The organism is Rhodococcus sp. 5G237, from assembly GCF_053764735.1.
Genome location: NZ_JBSNCD010000005.1, coordinates 1 through 18,405, shown reverse-complemented (window position 1 = coordinate 18,405; position 18,405 = coordinate 1). Strand labels below are relative to the sequence as shown.

Annotated in this window: 18 protein-coding genes; 15 read left to right on the top strand and 3 right to left on the bottom strand. The window is 66.8% G+C overall.

Features of this window, described 5'->3' with window-relative positions; translation table 11 throughout:
* Nucleotides 1-287: 287 nt before the first annotated feature.
* The gene (locus ACWPOC_RS12460; protein ID WP_120282593.1) at nucleotides 288-2,546 is read left to right on the top strand and encodes an NADP-dependent isocitrate dehydrogenase; all 2,259 of its coding nucleotides are present in this window, start codon (nucleotides 288-290) and stop codon (nucleotides 2,544-2,546) included.
* 173 nt (nucleotides 2,547-2,719) lie between these two features.
* Here ACWPOC_RS12460 and ACWPOC_RS12455 read toward each other — a convergent pair whose 3' ends face one another.
* From ACWPOC_RS12455 to ACWPOC_RS12445, 3 genes are all read right to left on the bottom strand, one after another.
* Nucleotides 2,720-3,304, bottom strand: coding sequence for a PadR family transcriptional regulator (locus ACWPOC_RS12455; protein ID WP_455408751.1), 585 nt, complete (start codon nucleotides 3,302-3,304; stop codon nucleotides 2,720-2,722).
* A gap of 19 nt (nucleotides 3,305-3,323) precedes the next feature.
* A complete protein-coding gene (locus ACWPOC_RS12450; RefSeq protein ID WP_106199766.1) occupies nucleotides 3,324-4,313 on the bottom strand; it encodes an NAD(P)H-dependent flavin oxidoreductase in 990 nt (329 codons plus the stop codon).
* 212 nt (nucleotides 4,314-4,525) lie between these two features.
* Nucleotides 4,526-5,794, bottom strand: a complete 1,269-nt coding sequence (locus tag ACWPOC_RS12445) for a TetR/AcrR family transcriptional regulator (protein WP_455408750.1) — start codon at nucleotides 5,792-5,794, stop codon at nucleotides 4,526-4,528.
* Between the two features lie 339 nt (nucleotides 5,795-6,133).
* Between ACWPOC_RS12445 and ACWPOC_RS12440 the strand changes: the two genes are divergently transcribed.
* From ACWPOC_RS12440 to ACWPOC_RS12375, 14 genes are all read left to right on the top strand, one after another.
* Nucleotides 6,134-6,358 (top strand): hypothetical protein, encoded by a 225-nt coding sequence (locus ACWPOC_RS12440; protein ID WP_059383518.1) that lies wholly within the window; start codon nucleotides 6,134-6,136, stop codon nucleotides 6,356-6,358.
* A gap of 168 nt (nucleotides 6,359-6,526) precedes the next feature.
* The gene (locus ACWPOC_RS12435) at nucleotides 6,527-7,339 is read left to right on the top strand and encodes an MlaE family ABC transporter permease (protein ID WP_016696353.1); all 813 of its coding nucleotides are present in this window, start codon (nucleotides 6,527-6,529) and stop codon (nucleotides 7,337-7,339) included.
* Nucleotides 7,336-8,190 carry an MlaE family ABC transporter permease gene (locus tag ACWPOC_RS12430; protein WP_455408749.1) on the top strand — a complete coding sequence of 285 codons (855 nt, stop codon included), beginning with the start codon at nucleotides 7,336-7,338 and terminating at the stop codon, nucleotides 8,188-8,190. Before ACWPOC_RS12435 ends, ACWPOC_RS12430 begins: the two co-directional genes overlap by 4 nt.
* Nucleotides 8,191-8,193: 3 nt before the next feature.
* A complete protein-coding gene (locus ACWPOC_RS12425; protein ID WP_455408748.1) occupies nucleotides 8,194-9,468 on the top strand; it encodes an MCE family protein in 1,275 nt (424 codons plus the stop codon).
* Complete coding sequence (locus ACWPOC_RS12420) at nucleotides 9,465-10,505, top strand: MCE family protein (RefSeq protein ID WP_455408747.1); 1,041 nt, start codon at nucleotides 9,465-9,467, stop codon at nucleotides 10,503-10,505. Before ACWPOC_RS12425 ends, ACWPOC_RS12420 begins: the two co-directional genes overlap by 4 nt.
* Entirely contained in the window at nucleotides 10,505-10,726 is a 222-nt protein-coding gene (locus tag ACWPOC_RS12415; RefSeq protein ID WP_455408746.1) for a hypothetical protein, read from the top strand. Before ACWPOC_RS12420 ends, ACWPOC_RS12415 begins: the two co-directional genes overlap by 1 nt.
* Nucleotides 10,723-11,775, top strand: coding sequence for an MCE family protein (locus tag ACWPOC_RS12410; RefSeq protein ID WP_455408745.1), 1,053 nt, complete (start codon nucleotides 10,723-10,725; stop codon nucleotides 11,773-11,775). Before ACWPOC_RS12415 ends, ACWPOC_RS12410 begins: the two co-directional genes overlap by 4 nt.
* Nucleotides 11,766-12,890: an MCE family protein gene (locus ACWPOC_RS12405; RefSeq protein ID WP_455408744.1), complete on the top strand. Its 1,125-nt coding sequence runs from the start codon at nucleotides 11,766-11,768 to the stop codon at nucleotides 12,888-12,890. Before ACWPOC_RS12410 ends, ACWPOC_RS12405 begins: the two co-directional genes overlap by 10 nt.
* Nucleotides 12,887-13,981 carry an MlaD family protein gene (locus ACWPOC_RS12400; protein WP_455408743.1) on the top strand — a complete coding sequence of 365 codons (1,095 nt, stop codon included), beginning with the start codon at nucleotides 12,887-12,889 and terminating at the stop codon, nucleotides 13,979-13,981. Before ACWPOC_RS12405 ends, ACWPOC_RS12400 begins: the two co-directional genes overlap by 4 nt.
* Nucleotides 13,978-15,195 carry an MlaD family protein gene (locus tag ACWPOC_RS12395; RefSeq protein ID WP_455408742.1) on the top strand — a complete coding sequence of 406 codons (1,218 nt, stop codon included), beginning with the start codon at nucleotides 13,978-13,980 and terminating at the stop codon, nucleotides 15,193-15,195. Before ACWPOC_RS12400 ends, ACWPOC_RS12395 begins: the two co-directional genes overlap by 4 nt.
* A complete protein-coding gene (locus tag ACWPOC_RS12390) occupies nucleotides 15,182-15,736 on the top strand; it encodes a mce associated protein mas1a (RefSeq protein ID WP_455408741.1) in 555 nt (184 codons plus the stop codon). The genes ACWPOC_RS12395 and ACWPOC_RS12390 overlap by 14 nt, the downstream gene beginning before the upstream one ends.
* 23 nt (nucleotides 15,737-15,759) lie before the next feature.
* Nucleotides 15,760-16,665 carry an oxygenase MpaB family protein gene (locus ACWPOC_RS12385; RefSeq protein WP_455408740.1) on the top strand — a complete coding sequence of 302 codons (906 nt, stop codon included), beginning with the start codon at nucleotides 15,760-15,762 and terminating at the stop codon, nucleotides 16,663-16,665.
* 7 nt (nucleotides 16,666-16,672) lie between these two features.
* Nucleotides 16,673-17,392: an oxygenase MpaB family protein gene (locus ACWPOC_RS12380; RefSeq protein ID WP_455408739.1), complete on the top strand. Its 720-nt coding sequence runs from the start codon at nucleotides 16,673-16,675 to the stop codon at nucleotides 17,390-17,392.
* Between the two features lie 65 nt (nucleotides 17,393-17,457).
* A partial coding sequence (locus tag ACWPOC_RS12375; protein WP_455408738.1) for an ABC transporter ATP-binding protein occupies nucleotides 17,458-18,405 on the top strand: 948 nt, incomplete at its 3' end.

Sequence of the window (18,405 nt, the reverse complement as noted above, 5' to 3'; positions counted from 1 at the left end):
AGACTTTCTTCTGACGGCGATGCGGTGCGCTGGTCGCACCCGCATCACGACGGCTCGAGGGGCGATCGAATCGCTGGCGCGCCGGACTGCGGCGTTCCCGGTCGCGAGCGGCCATGGCGTCGACGGTCTGGTGTCCGGCGGGCAGTCGGAGCTTGTCGGCGAAGTCCGAGTTACCGGTGAGTAAATATCGTTCTGGTGTTCTCGGACGTAGCCTGATACCCGATGCAATACCGCACGCGGAGCATTTCGTGAGGCGGACCGAACCGACGTAGGGAGTCGAGACAAGAATGAGCGCCGACAAGCAGTCGACCATTATCTATACGTTGACCGACGAGGCGCCGTTGCTTGCGACCTACGCCTTCCTGCCGATCGTGCGTACTTTCGCTGGGGCCGCGGGCATCGAAGTCGAGACCAGCGACATCTCGGTACCTGCGCGGATCCTGGCCGAGTTCCCCGAGTACCTCACGGAAGAGCAGCGCGTCCCGGACCACCTGGCCGAGCTGGGCCGCCTGACGCAACTGCCCGAGACCAACATCATCAAACTGCCCAACATCAGTGCGTCCGTGCCGCAGCTCCTGGCTGCCATCAAGGAACTGCGGAGCAAGGGCTACCAGGTCCCGGATTTCCCGGACGTCCCGAAGACGGACGAAGAGCGTGCCATCCGGGAGCGCTACGGCAAGATTCTCGGCAGTGCGGTCAACCCTGTCCTGCGTGAGGGCAACTCCGATCGGCGCGCACCCCGGGCGGTGAAGGAGTACGCCCGTAAGCACCCGCACAGCATGGGCGAGTGGTCGATGGCCTCACGCAGCCACGTCGCGCACATGCGGCACGGCGACTTCTACCATGGCGAGAAGTCGATGACGCTGGACCGGGCGCGCAAGGTCCGGATGGAGCTGGTGACCAAGAGTGGCGAGACGATCGTCCTCAAGCCCGAGGTCGACCTGGGTGAGGGCGACATCATGGACAGCATGTTCATGAGCAAGAAGGCGTTGCTCGAGTTCTACGAGGAGCAGATGGAGGATGCGCGCAAGACGGGCGTGATGTTCTCCCTCCACGTCAAGGCAACGATGATGAAGGTCTCGCACCCCATCGTCTTCGGCCATGCGGTGAAGACCTTCTACAAGGACGCCTTCGCCAAGCATCAGCAGCTGTTCGACGAACTGGGCGTCAACGTCAACAACGGTCTCGGCGACCTGTACGACAAGATCGAGACGCTCCCCAGCACGCAGCGTGACGAAATCAAGCAGGACCTGCACAACTGCCATGAGCACCGTCCCGAATTGGCCATGGTCGATTCCGCCCGCGGCATCTCCAACTTCCATTCCCCCAGCGATGTCATCGTGGATGCCTCGATGCCCGCAATGATTCGCTCGGGCGGCAAGATGTACGGCGCCGACGGACGACCCAAGGACGTCAAGGCGGTCATGCCGGAGTCCACTTTCGCGCGCATCTACCAGGAGATCATCAACTTCTGTAAGACCAACGGCGCGTTCGACCCGACGACCATGGGTACCGTCCCCAACGTCGGTCTCATGGCGCAGAAGGCCGAGGAGTACGGCTCGCACGACAAGACCTTCGAAGTTCCGGAGGAGGGCGAGGCCAACTTCGTCGATGTCGAGACCGGTGAGGTGCTGCTCACCCAGCACGTCGAGGCGGGTGACATCTGGCGCATGTGCACCGTCAAGGACGCGCCGATTCGCGACTGGGTCAAGCTGGCGGTCACCCGGGCACGCAACTCCGGTATGCCGGTCCTGTTCTGGCTCGACCCGTACCGCCCCCATGAGAACGAGTTGATCAAGAAGGTCGAACTGTACCTGCAGGATCATGACACCGAGGGCCTCGACATCCACATCATGTCGCAGGTGCGCTCGATGCGGTACACGCTGGAGCGGCTGATCCGCGGGATGGACACCATCGCCGCGACCGGCAACATCCTGCGCGACTACCTCACCGACCTGTTCCCCATCCTCGAACTCGGTACGAGCGCCAAGATGCTGTCGATCGTGCCGCTGATGGCGGGCGGTGGCCTCTACGAGACGGGTGCCGGCGGGTCGGCGCCCAAGCACGTCAAGCAGTTGGTGGAGGAGAACCACCTGCGCTGGGATTCGCTCGGTGAGTTCCTGGCGTTGGCCGTAAGCCTGGAGGACCTCGGCATCAAGACCGGCAACGAGCGCGCCAAGATCGTGGCGAACGCGCTCGATGCAGCGACCGGCAAGCTGCTGGAGACGAACAAGAGCCCGTCGCGCAAGGTCGGCGAGCTCGACAACCGGGGCAGCCAGTTCTACCTCGCGATGTACTGGGCACAGGAACTTGCCGCGCAGACCGAGGACCCGGAACTCGCAGAACAGTTCGCCCCGCTGGCCGAGGCGCTGGCCAGGGACGAGGACACGATCGTGCGGGAGCTGAACGAAGTGCAGGGCGCGCCGGTCGACATCGGCGGCTACTACCGGCCGGACAGGGACAAGACGGTGGCCGTGATGCGGCCGAGTCGGACCCTGGCCACCGCGCTGACGGCAGTCGACCCTGAGGCCGGAAACGCACCGTGACAGGTAGACCTGCATCCGTGTAGGCAAGCCGCCGCTCCTCGACCGGTGTGACCGCGCGGGTCGTCGAGCAGTCCCGAGAATGCACGGGCAGAGAGAGGTCGACCGGCCCCCGAACGGAGGGCCGGTCGACCTCCCTCGCGTGGTACGCCTCGGCCCGGTTCTCGTGTTCCGGTCTACGGGACCGTTCCGCTGCGGTCGGCGGAGGAATCCGGTGTCGAGTCGAGCCGGTCGATCGTGTCGAGCGCCTCCTCCAGCCAGGTCAGCCAGGTCTCTTCGAGGAGGATGCCGAGGCGGAGCACGAGATGCTGCAGGGTGCTCCGCGCGTCGCCCCGAGCATCGGCGAAGTCGCGTTGCTCGATGGTGCGATATTGCTCGAGCATCGCCGCGCGGTATGCGCGTTGATGTTCCAACGCGGGACGCGCGGAGTCGGGATCGTCGAGCGCCGCGGCCGCGCGTAGGCGCACGGAGACACCGGAGCGCACTACGTCCGGATCCTCGATCTCGGAGATCCAGCCGCGCAGCAGTCGGCGACCATCGGGTGTGATGGTGAAACGTCGGGGCTGACCGCGACCGGGTTTTCCGTCCGTCGGGACTTCGCGGATCAGGTCGCCCGCCCGCATCCGGTCCAGTTCGCGGTAGATCTGCTGGTGGGTCGCGGGCCAGAAGTACCCGATCGACCGGTCGAAGCGCCGCGCCAGTTCCAGACCGGTGCTGTCGCGCTCGACCAGTGCGGTGAGGATGGCGAACCTGAGAGACACCGCGTCAGCCTAGGTCACGCTATCCGGCGTCGATCATGGCGACTCGGCGTCGTTCGAGGGACGTCCACGCCTGCTCGTATTCGTCGCGGAGTCGTTGGACGAGCTCGCGGGCGGGGACGACGGACTCGATCGCGCCGAGGCCCTGGCCGGCGCCCCAGATGTCGCGCCAGGCCTTGGCGTCGGTGTTGCCGCCGGACCCGAAGTTCATGGCGGACGGATCGGACTCGGGGAGGTCGTCGGGGTCGAGTCCGGCGGCGACGATGCTTCCTCGCAGGTAGTTGCCGTGCACGCCGGTGAACAGGTTGCTGTAGACGATGTCCTTGGCGGTGCTGTCGACGATCATGTTCTTGTAGTCGTCGGCGCTGCGGGCCTCCTCGGTGGCGAGGAAGGCCGTGCCGGCGTATGCGAGGTCGGCGCCGGCGGCCTGGGCAGCGAGGATCGAGCGGCCGTGGGCGATGGAGCCGGACAGCAGCAGGGGGCCGTCGAACCACCGGCGGATCTCTTGGAGCAATGCGAACGGTGACTGCGTCCCGGCGTGGCCGCCTGCGCCTGCGGCGACGGCGACGATGCCGTCCGCGCCCTTGTCGATCGCCTTGTGCGCGAACTCGTTCGAGATCACGTCGTGGAGGACGATGCCGCCGTAGGAGTGAACAGCCTCGTTGACCTCCTCGCGGGCACCGAGCGAGGTGATCACAATGGGGACCCGATGCTCGACGATCACCTCGAGGTCCTGCTCGAGTCGCTCGTTGGAGCGGTGCACGATCTGATTGACGGCGAACGGCGCGACGTACTCCTCGGGGTGGCGCGCCGCGTAGTCGGCGTTGCTCTCGGTGATCTGCTGCAGCCAGTCGACGAGCATCGACTGGGGACGGGCGTTGAGTGCCGGGAACGACCCGACGACTCCGGCCTGGCACTGGGCGGACACCAGTTCCGGTCCCGACGCGATGAACATCGGGGAAGCGACCAGGGGCACGCTCAGCGGGCCGGACAGAATCGGTGGCAGCGTCATGGTGTGTTCCTTCTTCGTCTCCGAACGGTCCCTCTGCCGTCAGACTATGTGCAACAAGGTGCAAAAAACAATGGGTCGACGTCACCTAGATTGGAACAGAGTATTTTCGGGGATCACAGCTGAGTGCACCCAGTGGCACTACGGGCGTCAGCGGGTGATCTCGCTCAGTGTGCAACGAGGGGCACCGCTCGGTGCGTATTGAGCGTGATCGCTCAGTGCGCGGACCCGATCGTCGGCGTGCACTGGGCGTCCTCGTCGTGGTCGACCCGCTGCCCGGACCGGCTCAGCAGCACGGCGAGCATGCACCGGTGGATGTTCTCCGCCTGCTGCTGTGCCGCGGACGTGCCCAGCAGGACCCCGAGGTCCGGCACCAGGTTGATCGCGGCGTACATGAGGAAGCGGGCATCCGCCGCGGACAGGCCGTCGCAGATCGCCTGCAGATAGGACGACCACTGCTCCACATTGGCGCGCTGTCGTAGTCGCAGATCGGCGCGCGAGGCATCCGGAACGTTGACGAGCTCGGCGAAGTACACCGACATCAGTTCCCGTTGGGAGAACGACAGGTCGACGTAGATCGAGACCAGTGACCGCAGCGCGTCCTCCGGATCGGACGCTGCGGCCGTCCCGGAGGCCACGGCCGTCTCGAGTCGGTCGGCCGCTCGGTGGAAAGCCGCGGCGAGGATGTCGGCCTTCGACACGAAATAACGGTAGATCCCGGAAGCGGGGAGACCGACCGTGGCAGCGATGTCCTCGACCGCGACCTCGTTGTAGCCCCGTTGGTGGAACAGCACGATCGCCGAGCGCAACAGGTTCTCCCGCATGTTGTCCTGGCCCGGACGATCCGCGGCGGCGGCACGCTCGGGTGCGGCGGGAGCGGGGGAGAAGCAGGTCTCGGCGAGTGCGGTGCACGCATCGAGCAAGAGTTGTTCCATGTACCGCGGCGGCAACGTCAGATTGTGCACGGTGATGCTGCCGATGGTGCTGAGCATCGCCGCGACGAGCACGAACGCGTCCTCATCGGACAGATCCGGCCGGATCCGTTGCAGTGTGCGACGGATGCGGGCGTTGACCGCCCACGAGCGTTCCCGGATGGCGGGCCGGTCCTCCTCGCGGAGATACCTGCGTTCCCATCGGTAGATCCCGGCCGACCGACGCTGCTCGACCGTCACCGCGACGATCGCGGACACCTGGGCACGGAGGGTCTCGCGTGGATGGCGTGCGGGATTATCGTGCACGGAATCGAGAGCGCCCTCGAGCGAATCGATCAGCATGAGCGCCGAATTCAGGAACAGTGCGTACTTACCCGGAAAGTGCCGGTACAACGCGGACTTGGTGACACCGACTTCTGTCGCGATGTCCTCGACGCTCACACCGTGGTAGCCGCGCTCGGCGAAGGCGACGGCAGCTGCGGCGGCGATTCGCGCACGACGATCCTTCGGGCGGGTTCGTCGTCCGGTGTCGGGGGACGTCTTGCCGACCACGCGTGTTCGCCTCACTGATTCTGGATGTCGTTCGCGGAGGATCGGTGTCGCTCCGCCGGGGGAATTCTCGACCCGTTCTGCGAGCAGCGTACACACCGGCGGGGCATCGATCCATCCGAGCGGCCGGTTCCTTGTTGCCATCGGCGCGGTCTGAACGATGTCCGCGCGACGTCGATCGGGTCTTCGGAGACGGTCGGAATGGCCGTTCACAAATTCCGGATGTTCCTGATAACCTCCCCGGCGGTCGTGCCGGCGGACCGGTTCGGTCGATCCTGATCCGGCCCGGGCCGGGACCGTCGTTCTCCGCTCGTTCTTCCATCCATCGAGGAGGGCTCTGCCATGCTTGCCATCGCCCGCAGGATCCTGTCCTACGAGATGACCGTCGCCGAGTTCATCGGACTCGTCATCCTCGTCGCAATCCCCTACGGCCTGGTCGGGGTGATCTGGACCCTCACCCACACCTCGCATCTCGGTGCCATGGACGGGGTGGATCTGGTGATCTCGTTCCTCGGATCGATCGTGTGCTGGCCGGTCCTTATCTTCTCCGACGTGTGCATGACGTGAACGTCGGAATGGGTGTTCACTTAGCTCTTGTCCGGCACAGGGCGGGTGTGGCACACTTCACGCGCTCGGACCGTGACGTGCTCCGCCACCGGCCGGACAGTTCCACTCGGCGCCGACGGGCGGTTTCCGGCGCCGACATCCAGGGGGTTCGATGAAGGGAACCGGTAGATGACCTACGAGTTGCCGAACTCGCGTGGTCCCATCAGGGACGTCGCGACGGAAGGTGGCTATCTCATCGGCTTCGCCGTCCAATCGCTCGTGGTCCTCGCGGCCGCGGTACTCAGACGGCGACTTTCGTTGCACGAGACGGTCACTCAGACACTCTTCATCGGGAGGGTCTGTACCGGGCCGTCCCTGCTGCTCATGGTCCCGGTGGGGGTGTTCATCGCGGTGTCCGTCGGCGAACTCGCCGGCCGCATCGGAGCCGGCGGCTACTCGGGTGCCGTCGTCGCGTTCATCATCGTCGGCCAGGCCTCGGCCCTGGTCTGCGCGCTCATGCTCGCCGGCGTCGCCGGCTCCGCCATCTGCACCGATCTCGGGTCCCGCAAGATCCGCGAGGAGATCGACGCGATGGAGGTGATGGGTCTCGACATCCTCGAGCGCCTCGTCGCCCCCCGGCTCGTCGGAGCGGTCATCGTCTCGTTGGCGCTGTGCTCGATGGTCACGGTCGGTGGTGTCGCCGCATGCTGGCTCTACCACATCTACGTGCAGCATCTGCCCGCCGGCACGTTCATGGCGACCTTCGCCGAGTACGGCCGCCCGGCCGACTTCGTCATGGCCCTCGTGAAGTCCGCGGTCTTCGGCCTGCTCGCGGCGCTGGTCGCCACGTTCAAGGGGTTGCACACCAAGGGCGGCCCGCGCGGGGTGGCCGACGCGGTGAACGAAGCCGTCGTCATCGCCTTCGCGCTCGTCTTCATCGTCAACACCGCTCTGTCGGCGCTGTACACGGTGATCGTCCCGGCAGTGGGTGAGTTCCGATGAGCACCGATGTCCGATTGCAGGCCACCCGGCTGGCGCAGCCGCTCCGACAGACCGGCGACAATCTCGCGACACTCGGGATGCACGTCACCTTCTACTGCCGCACCATTGCGTCGATTCCGTACGCGCTGACCCGATTCCGCAAGCACGTCATCGCGCAGATCAGCGAGGTCAGCTTCGGTACCCAGTCACTGCTCTCCGGTGGTGGCACGATCGGCATCGTCTTCGCGATGTCGCTCGCCGCGGCCATGATGCTCGGCGTCGAGACCCAGCGCGGCCTCGAACTCGTCGGGATGACCACGATGTCGGGCATGCTCTCCGCGGTGGCCAACACTCGCGAGCTGGCGCCGGTCGTCGTCGCCATCGCCCTGTCGGCGAAGGTGGGCGTCGGCTTCACCGCCCAGATCGGGGCAATGCGCATCTCCGACGAGATCGACGCGCTCGACTCGATGGCCATCAAGTCGATCCCGTTCCTGGCCGCCACCCGCACCATCGCCGCGATGGTGTGTGTCATCCCGATCTACATGATCGGGCTGCTTGCCAGCTACCTGTCCACCCGGCTGGTCGTGGTGGTGTTCAACGGCGCGTCCGCCGGCACCTACGACTACTTCTTCCACCTCGTGCTCACCCCGCAGGACCTGCTGTACTCGGGCATCAAGGCCATGGTCTTCGCGATGGTCGTCAGCCTGGTGCACTGCGCCTACGGCTACTACGCCTCGGGCGGTCCCGCCGGCGTCGGTGCCGCCGCGGGCCGGGCGCTGCGCACGGCGATCCTGTCCATCGGTGTGCTCGACGTGCTGCTGACCTTCGCGCTGTGGGGACTGGTTCCCGAAATTTCTGGTATGGGGGTGTGATTCGTGGACCGTCCCAGTTCACACGAACGACTGAGCTACCTGGTCCGCGGTGCCGTGGCGTTCACCGTGGCCGTCGGGGTCGCGGCCGTGATGGTGCTGCGTGGCACCGGTGCGCTCGATCGGACCGAAGACGTCTTCGTCGAGGTGCCCTCGGCCGTCGGCCTCGTCAACGCCGGAGCGCCGGTCCGGTATCTCGGCGTCGACATCGGTCGGATCGCCTCGATCGAGGCCGGCGCCACCGAATCGCGGGTGCGACTGGCCGTCGACATCGATGCCTCCCGCACGATCCCGTCCGACGTCCTGGCGCGCGTGGTACCCCGAACCTTCTTCGGCGACATCTACGTCGAACTGGTGGCCGATACCGACGAAGAGAATGCTGCGCGCCGCAGTTCCGCGCGCACCGAGGCGGTCGCCCTCGCCGACGTCGACTCCATCGCCGTCGACACCGGCCCCGAGGCCGTCGCGATGTACGACGTGTTCACCCGCATGTCGAGTGTGCTCGAACAGATGCAGCCGCAGGAGATGGCCAAGGCCCTCGACGCGCTCGGGCGAGCCCTGGACGGCAACGGTGAGACCATCGGACGCACCATCGACCGGCTCGCCGCGAGCACCGACCAGCTCACCCCGTCGCTGAACGAGTTCATCGACGCAACACCGCAATTCGTCACGATCATGGAATCGATCCAGACCGCGACCCCGGACATGGTGGGCATGCTCTCCGCCGCGACCGAGGTCTTCCGGGCCCTCGTCGAACACCGCGGCGACCTGGCCGACACGATGGGAGCGGCGACTCTGCTCGCCGCCTCCGTCGACGGATTCACCGGCCCCCGACTGGACACGATGATCACGGTCACCGACTCGATCGGCACGATCCTCGCGACCACCGGTGCCGACCCGGACGGCCTCTACGCCACCCTCGCGAACGCGGAGACTTTCGGCGCCGCCGGTGCCCGGGTCTTCGGCAGTGGCCGGTTCGACATCACCGCCGTCCCGACCTTCGCCGGCCCGCTGCCCTACACCGCTGCGGACTGCCCCAGTTACGGGTCCCTCACGGGCGCGAACTGCAACAGTCCCGGTAACGGCTCCTACAGTGCCGCCAAGCCGGTGATCAACGCGGCCGACGAGGCCGGTCCCCTGCAACTTCTCGAACAGCAATTGCGCGGCGAGCCCGCCGCGGCGCCGGCGGAACAGGACACGGCGGAGCCGACCGGACCGCACGCCGCGGTGACGGCACTGCTCGCCCCCCTCTTCCGCGGAAGCGAGGTACGGATTCCGTGAAACTGACACGACTCCAAATTTCGACCCTGGTCGGTTACTGCACCATCGGCGCCGTCTGCAGCACCCTCGTCTACAACGCGCTGGCCGTGCCGGTGCGGGGTGCCAGCGACAACTACGTCCTCGAGTTCACCGATGTCGAAGGGCTCAACCCCGGCAACCCCGTGACCCTGTCCGGGGTGCGGGTGGGCCGGGTCGACGCGGTCGACGTCGCAGACACCGACGACGGTCGCGCGCTCGCCCGCGTCACCGTGGAGGTCGAACGCGGGCGCACCCTCCCGAAGGACGTCGAGGCGTCCGTCCGGTACGGCGACATGCTCGGCGCCCGCTATGTGGCGCTCACCCTGCCCGAGGCGGGGGTCCCCGCCGGATCCGACGGCACCGAGGTGCTCGAACCGGGAGGGGTGGTGCCCGTCTCGCAAACCACCCCGCCCATCGACCTCACCGCCCTCATGAACGGTTTCCGGCCCCTGTTCGAGTCGTTGCCCCCGCAGGAGGTGAACGTCCTCGCCCGGAACGTGGTCGACACCTTCAACGGCCGAGGCGACGCGGTCGCCCGGTTCCTCGACCGGGTGGCGGTGCTGTCGACGCAGCTCGGCGACCGCGAGCACATCCTCGGCGAGGTCACCACGAACATGAACCGCATCCTCGGTTCGCTCGACAACCGGCACGACGAACTACGCGACCTCACCGACGGGCTCGCCGCGCTCAGCGCCTCGGTGGTGGGGGACGGGCAGCAACTGGCCGCCTTCCTCGACACCGGTGCGCAGAGCGTGTCCGCACTGGCGGACACCATCGCCGACTCGCAGGGCGCCTTCACCCGCAGCCTGCAGCAGTTCGGCGCCGTCACCGACCAGTGGATCGCATCGACACCCGAGTTCGAGCGTATGCTCGCCGGCCTGCCCGCCTTCGCCGACAACATCAACCACACGGGGCAGTACGGCAGCTTCATCAGTCTCTACCTCTGCAATTTCACCCTGAAAGCAGGCGACGCGGAAGTGAACATCTTCGGCCCGACCCATTCGCCGGTGTGCTCATGATGACCCTCACCCGAATCATCGATCTGCTCGTGCGTTTCGTCACCGCACTCGGTGGCCGCATCGGCCGCGTGCCCCAGTTCGCGGCCTGGACGGTCGTCGTCGTGGTGGCGGTCGCCGGTGTCTCGCTTGTCGCGGTGGGCATCGCCTACATCGACGATCTCGTCCACGTCCTCGAAGGCGACGCAGCCTCGGCAGCCGGGGGAGGGGCACGCACCCGATGATGTTCCTCGTCAAGCTCATCGACGTCTTCGTCGGTGCCCTCGAATTCCTGTTCGGCGGTGGCCGACGGCAGAACACCACCCACATGCCGCTCGTACTCGGAACCATCGGAATCTTCGTCCTCGTCATCGGTCTCGGTGCCGCCGTGGGACTTCCGCGGGTGTGGTACCAGGTGCGCACCGAGCCGTACACGGCCGAGTTCACCAACGCCGCCGGACTCGCCACCGGCGACCCCGTCTACGTCGCGGGCGTGCCCGCCGGGCGCGTGGAGGACATCCGGCTCGCCGGCACCCACGTCGACGTCGACTTCCGCCTCGACAAGCAGCGCGCCGTGGGCAACACCTCCACCGCGTCGGTGCGGCTCGAAACCGTGCTCGGCAAGCGGTATCTCGACCTCCGTCCCGCCGGGGTCGACGACGGAGCGAACCGGATCCCGCTGGCCCGCACCACCGTTCCCTACTCGCTCGACGAGATCGGAGCCGGCGCCGATGCGGTCGCCGAGGACCTCGACCTCGACGCGATGACCGAGATGATGAGCACCCTGTCGCAGGTGCTGCCGCGGGAGAGCGACGAGCTCGACCGTGCCCTCACCGGTATCAGCGCCGCCTCGACCGCGTTCTCCCGGCACGGCGAACAGTTCGACCAACTCCTCGACACCGCCCGGAAACTGTCGGAGATGGCGGTCGACCAGCAGGACACCCTGGTGCAGAACGCGGTCGACGCCCGCACCCTCGTGCAAACCCTCGTCGTCCGCAAGGACACGCTCACCCGGCTCGTCGAGAACCTGCGGGTCGTCATCGCGACCATGTCGGAGACACTCACCGCCAACCGCGCCGACGCCGACCGGCTCGTCACCGACCTGGTCGAGGTCTCCGGGACCCTCCAGCGCAACGCCGATCAGATCGGCCTGCTCATGGACCGCCTGCCTCCGGCCCTGCGCACCGTCACCGATGCCACGGGCAACGGTTCGTGGGCGGACGTCGTCACCCCGGCCACGGTCCTTCCCGACAATCTTCTCTGCGCGATCGGAGTGATGCAGGAATGCCGGTGACCTCGGCACCGACGGGAACCTCGCGACGGAAGAAGATCGTCGCGGCGACCCTTGTCCTACTCCTCCTGATCGCTCTGCCCGCGTGGTACGTCTTCGGCCGCACCGACCGCAGCCACACCGTGCACGCCGACTTCGAATACGTCAACGGCATCTACGTGGGCAGCACCGTCGCCGTGCTCGGCGTGGAGGTCGGCACCGTCACCGACATCGAACCCCAGGGAACCTCCGTGCGGGTGACGATGACCGTCCCCGACGAGGTGACCCTGCCCGAGGACGTCTCCGCCTACGTGATGAGCCCCGCGATCATCAGCGAACGCTACGTCGAACTGGGCCCCGCCTACGACGGCGGTCCCACCTTCGCCGACGGCGGGGTGATCTCGAAGGAGCGCAGCCACTCGCCGATCGACATCGACAACATGCTCGACAGCCTGTCCGCGATCATCGAGACGATGGGACCGGACAACGCCGACCTCGGCGCCGTCCTCACCAGCGGAGCCGACGTGTGGGAGGGGCGCGGCGCGGCCTTCCACGACGCCATCGCCGATCTCGCCGCCGCCACGGGCGTCGTCGGGGCATCCAGCGAGGACTTCGCACTGCTCGTCGAGAATCTGTCGATGCTGCTGCGCGCCCTCGACGAACGGTCGGTGGGTCTCGACAGCATGGTCACCGATCTCAGTGCGCTCGCCGCGGTCTGGGAGGAGAGCGATCTCGACGTCACCGAGCCGTTGCAGCAACTGCAGGTCGTGTTCGACGAGGTCGACACCTTCGTCGCTCAGCACCAGGAGAGCTTCGGTGCGATCTCCGACAACCTGAAGGTCATCGGCGACACGCTCGGCGACAACCCGCAGGGCCTGGCCGAGTTCATGGACCTCGTCCCGTTGATGATGGAGAACCTGACCAACACGATCGGCCCCGACGGTCGCGGCCGCATCCGTCTGAACATCTCCACCGCGCTGACGCAGTTCGCGGTCGCGGCCCCACTGTGCGCGGAGCACCCGCTCCCGTTGTGCACGGGAGCCGGTTTCACCAACCCGATCTCCTTCCCGATCAGCGCCTCGGATCCGCTCGGCATCGTCAGCGCGGTCACCGGTGGACAACCAGGAGGCAACCCGTGAGCCCAGTTTCTGCAGCGTCACCGCGTCGATCCGTGACGCGGGGCCCGGCCCTCGTCGGTGCTGCTCTCACCTGCGCGGCAGTGATGTCCGGATGCGGCTACGGCATTCAGGATCTCCCCGTCGGACGCTCCATCGGTGGTGGCGACTTCGAGGTCACCGTGCAACTGCCGTCCGCGGACGGCCTGGTCCTCGGAGCCGACGTGCGCTACGGCCAGCAGATCGTCGGTCGCGTCGCCGGACTCGACACCGCGCCCGGGGGCGCCGACGTGCGGGTCTCGCTCGAGGAGGAGCTCGAGGTCCCGTCCGATGTCCTCGTCTCCGTCGAGATCCCGTCCGCGCTGGGCAGTCCGTACCTGCGGCTCGTCCCGCCACCGAACCCGAGTTCGTCGCTGCTCGCCGACGGTGACGTCGTCTCCGAGCAGAATGTCGACCTCGGTCCCCGGGTCGAGACGATGCTCGCCGCGCTCGGCAATGTCGTCAGCGGCAGCGGCCTGACCCAACTCGAAACCGTTGTGCGCGAACTCAACGTTGCGTTCACCGGCCGATCCGGAAGCGTCCAGGCCCTCGCCGACACCGCCACCGAGATGATGACCCGCGCGATCGACGAACAGACCTCCTTCGACCAGGCCATGACGCTCGCCGCCGACGTCACCCGACGGATGGTCGAGGAGGAGGAGATGTTCGACCGCTATCTCGTCGAATCCGCCGGCGCCGTCGACGTGCTGGTGGCCCAGCGCGAGAGCATGGCCTCTCTGCTCGACGCCACCACGCGCCTGGCGGCGAACGTCAACGAGTTGACCGCCGCGACCCCCGAGGGGGTCGGCGGACTGTTGCGCGACGCCGACACGATCACCGCCACGCTCGCGTCGTTCAACGACCGCATCGGCACCACCCTCGCCAACATGAACGCCTTCATGGCCGCCTTCGACAGTTCCGTCCGTGGCGACTACCTGGTGTTCGACGGTGCCCTGGAGATCCCGGAGAGTCTCGACACGATCTTCACCGGCGGCTATTTCACCGGTGACTTCACCGGATTCGACGACGCATCCGCACCGGCCTCGCTGGAAGAACTGCTCGGAGGAGAGCGATGAAGAAGATCGTCGTCGTCCAGCTGGTCCTGTTCGTCATCACCGCGCTGACCGTGGTGCCCTACGGCATCTACTACATCGTCGGACCCACCGGCGTCGGCGACCGCATCAACATCCACGCCACGGTCGACAACGCCCTCGGTGTCGGCGAGGGCACCGTCGTGACCTATCGCGGTGTCCAGGCGGGCATGGTCACCGACATCGGATTCGACTCCGAAACCCGGCGTGTCCGAATCGATTTCGCGCTCGACGGCGACACCCGTATCCCCGTCGACTCCTACGCCAAGATCACCCAGGGCACCATGGCCGGCATGCTCAACGTCGACATCTTTCCGCGTGTCGACCACGGCCCCTATCTCTCCGACGGCGACGAGATCGCGATGCCCGCGGACGAACAGCCCACCCAGATCTCCGAAACGCTCGCCCATACCGCCGATCTGCTCGAAACCATCGACCCCGCGGTGATCTCGACCGTCGGTCAGGAGCTCGGCAGCGCCTTCGAAGGACTCGGACCCGACCTGGCCCGTCTCGTCACCGACGCCGACCGGCTCTCCGCGCAGCTGGCCGAGGACGCGCCCGCCGTCGCCGAACTGCTCGACCGCGCGGCCGGATTGACAGGCACCATGGCCGAGAACTCCACAGAGTTCGTCGACGGGATGGCGTCGGCGCGGACCGTCGCCGAATCACTACAGGCCAACGAGGATCGCATCGCCTCGATGATGGCCACCGGCCCCGACGCGATGCGCCGTGCCGACGAGGCCATCGGCGCGAACCAGGAGTCGTTCTCCGCGGTGCTCGCCAACCTCGGCGCCGTCGGTCCGGTGATCTCCGACCGGTCCGCGGCGCTGCGCACCGGCCTGGACGCGATTCCCCGCGGCCTGGCGGCACTCGAATCGATCGTGCACGGTGACCGCGCGGACTTCGCCCTGATTGCCACGCAGGGACCGGCCTGCTACTACGACAATCCCCGCCGCGCGCTCGGCGACACGTCCCCGGTCGAACCGAACCTCGACTACTACTGCCCACCGGGGCAGGACCTCGAGCAACGCGGCTCCCGCAACGCACCCCGCCCGAACGATCTCGGGCTCGGAGGCACCACCCCGGGAACGGTGATCGGACCACCCGTCGTCGCCGATCCGATCCTCATCCCGAGCGGCACCGAACTGCTGCACTTCTGGAAGAGCCTGCTGGAAGGCAACATTCATGGCACACGATGACACCGGTACGGCAGTCCTCGACAAGACTCCGGTCGCAGAGTCCGCGACCGTCGAACGACGCTCGTCGAAACCCCGCGGGCTGGTGGTCGCGCTGATCCTCTCGATCAACGCTCTGCTCGTGATGCTGGCAGCGCTCGTCGTGGTCCTCGTCGAGCACCGCACCGGCGAGCAGACCGAGCAGGAGGCGGTGGCACTGGCGCGCGAGTACGCCGTGGTGATGTCGACCTTCGACTACCAGAACCTCGACGCCAACCGCGAACGGATCGCGGAGATGTCCACGCCGGCCTTCGCCGAACGCTACGGATCGATGGTCGACGCGCTGCGCGAACTCGTCACCGAGGGGCAGGGGAGCGCCGAAGCGCAGGCGCTGCACGCGGCCGCCGAGCACTCCGACGGCGACATCGCCACGGTGCTCGTCTTCGCCGACCAGAACGCCACGAACGTCTCGACGCCCGACGGGGGAACCTCGCGTTTCCGCATGGTGTTCTCCCTGGTCCGCGTCGACGACCGCTGGCTCGTCGACAACGTCGAAACACTCTGACCCACACCACGAGGAGACACGCGATGCCCACTCCCTATCTCGACGACCTGGACCGGGAACCGGTACTGAGCTCGCGCCGGACCCGCATCACCATCACCAGCGGCCCCAACCGGTGGAGTCGCAAGCAGCACAAGGTCTCCGACGCCGTCGACTTCTGGTCGTTCGCCGGGGCCGCCGCGAACGTCATCATGCAGCTCGGCTGGCCCGAAGTGGCGTACGGCGTCATGGAGAGCAAGGTCGAATCCGGTTCGCTGGTCAAACACCCGTGGAAGCGGGCCCGCACCACCGCCACCTACCTGGCTGTGGCGATCCTCGGCAACGACGAGGACCGCAAGGCCTACCGCGAGGCCGTCAACGGTGCCCACCGGTTCGTGCGCTCCGACGAGAACAGCCCGGTCAAGTACAACGCGTTCAACCGCGAGCTGCAGTTGTGGGTCGCGGCCTGCCTGTACATCGGCATCGAGGACATGTACCAACTGCTGCACGGCAAGCTCGACGACGAGCAGCTCGAGGCGTTCTACCGCACCGGCTCCACTCTCGGCACGACCCTGCAGGTCACCGAGGACATGTGGCCGACGACGCGAGCCGACTTCGACAGGTACTGGAACATCGCGTGCGAGAGGGTCGTCTTCGACGAGACCACCAAGGCGTACCTGATCGACCTGGTGGATCTGAAGATGATCAACTGGCCGATGCGTCTGATGTTCCGGAATCTGCTGCGCTTCCTCACCATCGGGAGCCTGCCCCCGATCTTCCGGGAAGCGCTCGATCTGGAATGGAGCGAAGCCGACCGCCGGCGTTACGAGCATCTGTTCGTGTTCGTCTCGTTCGTCAACCGGTTCATCCCGCGTTTCCTGCGGCACGGTGGAAGCGAAGCGCTCGTCGCCGATCTGCGTCGCCGCGTCAAGTCCGGCCGCAATCTGATCTGACAGGCGCATGACCGTTCCCGACACCGACATCGACCCGGACGGGTTGCTCCGGCGCTACCTGCACGACCGGCGTTTCCTGCTCGTCCTGCCGCGCGCGGTGGCGCTGCAGATGCTGCATCCGGCGATCGCGGCGGGCATGGACCATTCGCGGACACCGCGCCGGCTCTGGTTGCACAAACGCCGGACGGTGCCCGTGCTCGTCCGCGCCGCCTACGATGATCGACACATCCGCCCGATCGTCCGGTTCGCGCACGAGGACGTGAAGGGAACGGACGACCTCGGCCGCCGGTACCACGCGCTCGACCCGGACGTCTTCTTCTTCCAACACGCCACCTACGTCGACACGCTCGTGACGATGATCGACGTCTTCGTCCGGCGCCTCGAGGTTGGGGAGAAGGAGGCGCTCTACCGGGACAGCTGCGCGTGGTACCGGCGCTACGGCATCTCGGATCGGCGGATGCCGCAGGACTGGACAGAGTTCACGGACTATTTCGACGACGCCTGCGCCTCGGTCCTGGCACGCACACCCAGCGGCGACCGCTACCGCGACCAGATCCTGCGTCCCCGCGACTGGGTCCAGCGCGGGATCCCGGCCCGGGCCGTCCGCGCGCTGCTGCACCCGGCCGCGCGCACGCTGTGGGAAGTCGACGTCGGCGCCGCCGATCGACGCGCACTGGCCGCGTACGCGACGTACCGGCGACTGCGTCGAGGACCGATCACGCGGTAACCGCACCGCGGATCGACAGAACGGATCATCACCCGGCACCGCGCCGGGTCCATCAGGAGGTAAGTGTGGGAGTCGAGGTTTCCGTCGAGGGGCTGACCAAGTCCTTCGGCTCGCAACGTATCTGGCAGGACGTGACGTTGACGTTGCCGGCCGGTGAGGTCAGTGCGTTGCTCGGTCCGTCGGGTACGGGTAAGTCGGTGTTCCTCAAGTCGTTGATCGGTCTGCTGCGCCCGGAGGAGGGCTCGATCGTCATCGACGGCACCGACATCCTGCAGTGCTCGAGCAAGGAGCTCTACGAGATCCGCAAGTTGTTCGGGGTGCTGTTCCAGGACGGTGCGTTGTTCGGGTCGATGAACCTCTACGACAATGTCGCCTTCCCGTTGCGCGAGCACACCCGCAAGTCCGAGTCGGAGATCCGGCAGATCGTGATGAGCAAGCTCGAGCTCGTCGGTCTGCTCGGCGCCGAGGACAAGCTGCCCGGGGAGATCTCCGGGGGGATGCGCAAGCGCGCCGGGCTGGCGCGGGCGTTGGTGCTCGATCCGGAGATCATCCTGGTGGACGAGCCGGATTCGGGTCTCGATCCGGTGCGCACGACCTATATTTCGCAGACGTTGATCGATATCAATGCGGAGATCGATGCGACGATTCTGATCGTGTCGCACAACATCAATCTGGCGCGCACGGTGCCGGACAATATCGGGATGTTGTTCCGTCGGCAGTTGGTGATGTTCGGTCCGCGTGAGGTGTTGTTGACTTCGGATGAGCCGGTGGTCAAGCAGTTCCTCAACGGCACGATGATCGGTCCGATCGGGATGTCGGAGGAGAAGGACGAGGCGACGATGGCGCACGAGCAGGCGCTCGTCGAGGCGGGTCATCATGCCGGTGGTGTCGATGATGTCGAGGGGATCGTGCCGCAGATGCAGGCCACGCCGGGGATGCCGGAGCGGCAGGCGGTGGCGCGTCGGCAGGAGCGGGTGCGCTCGATCCTGCACACTCTGCCCCCGGCCGCCCAG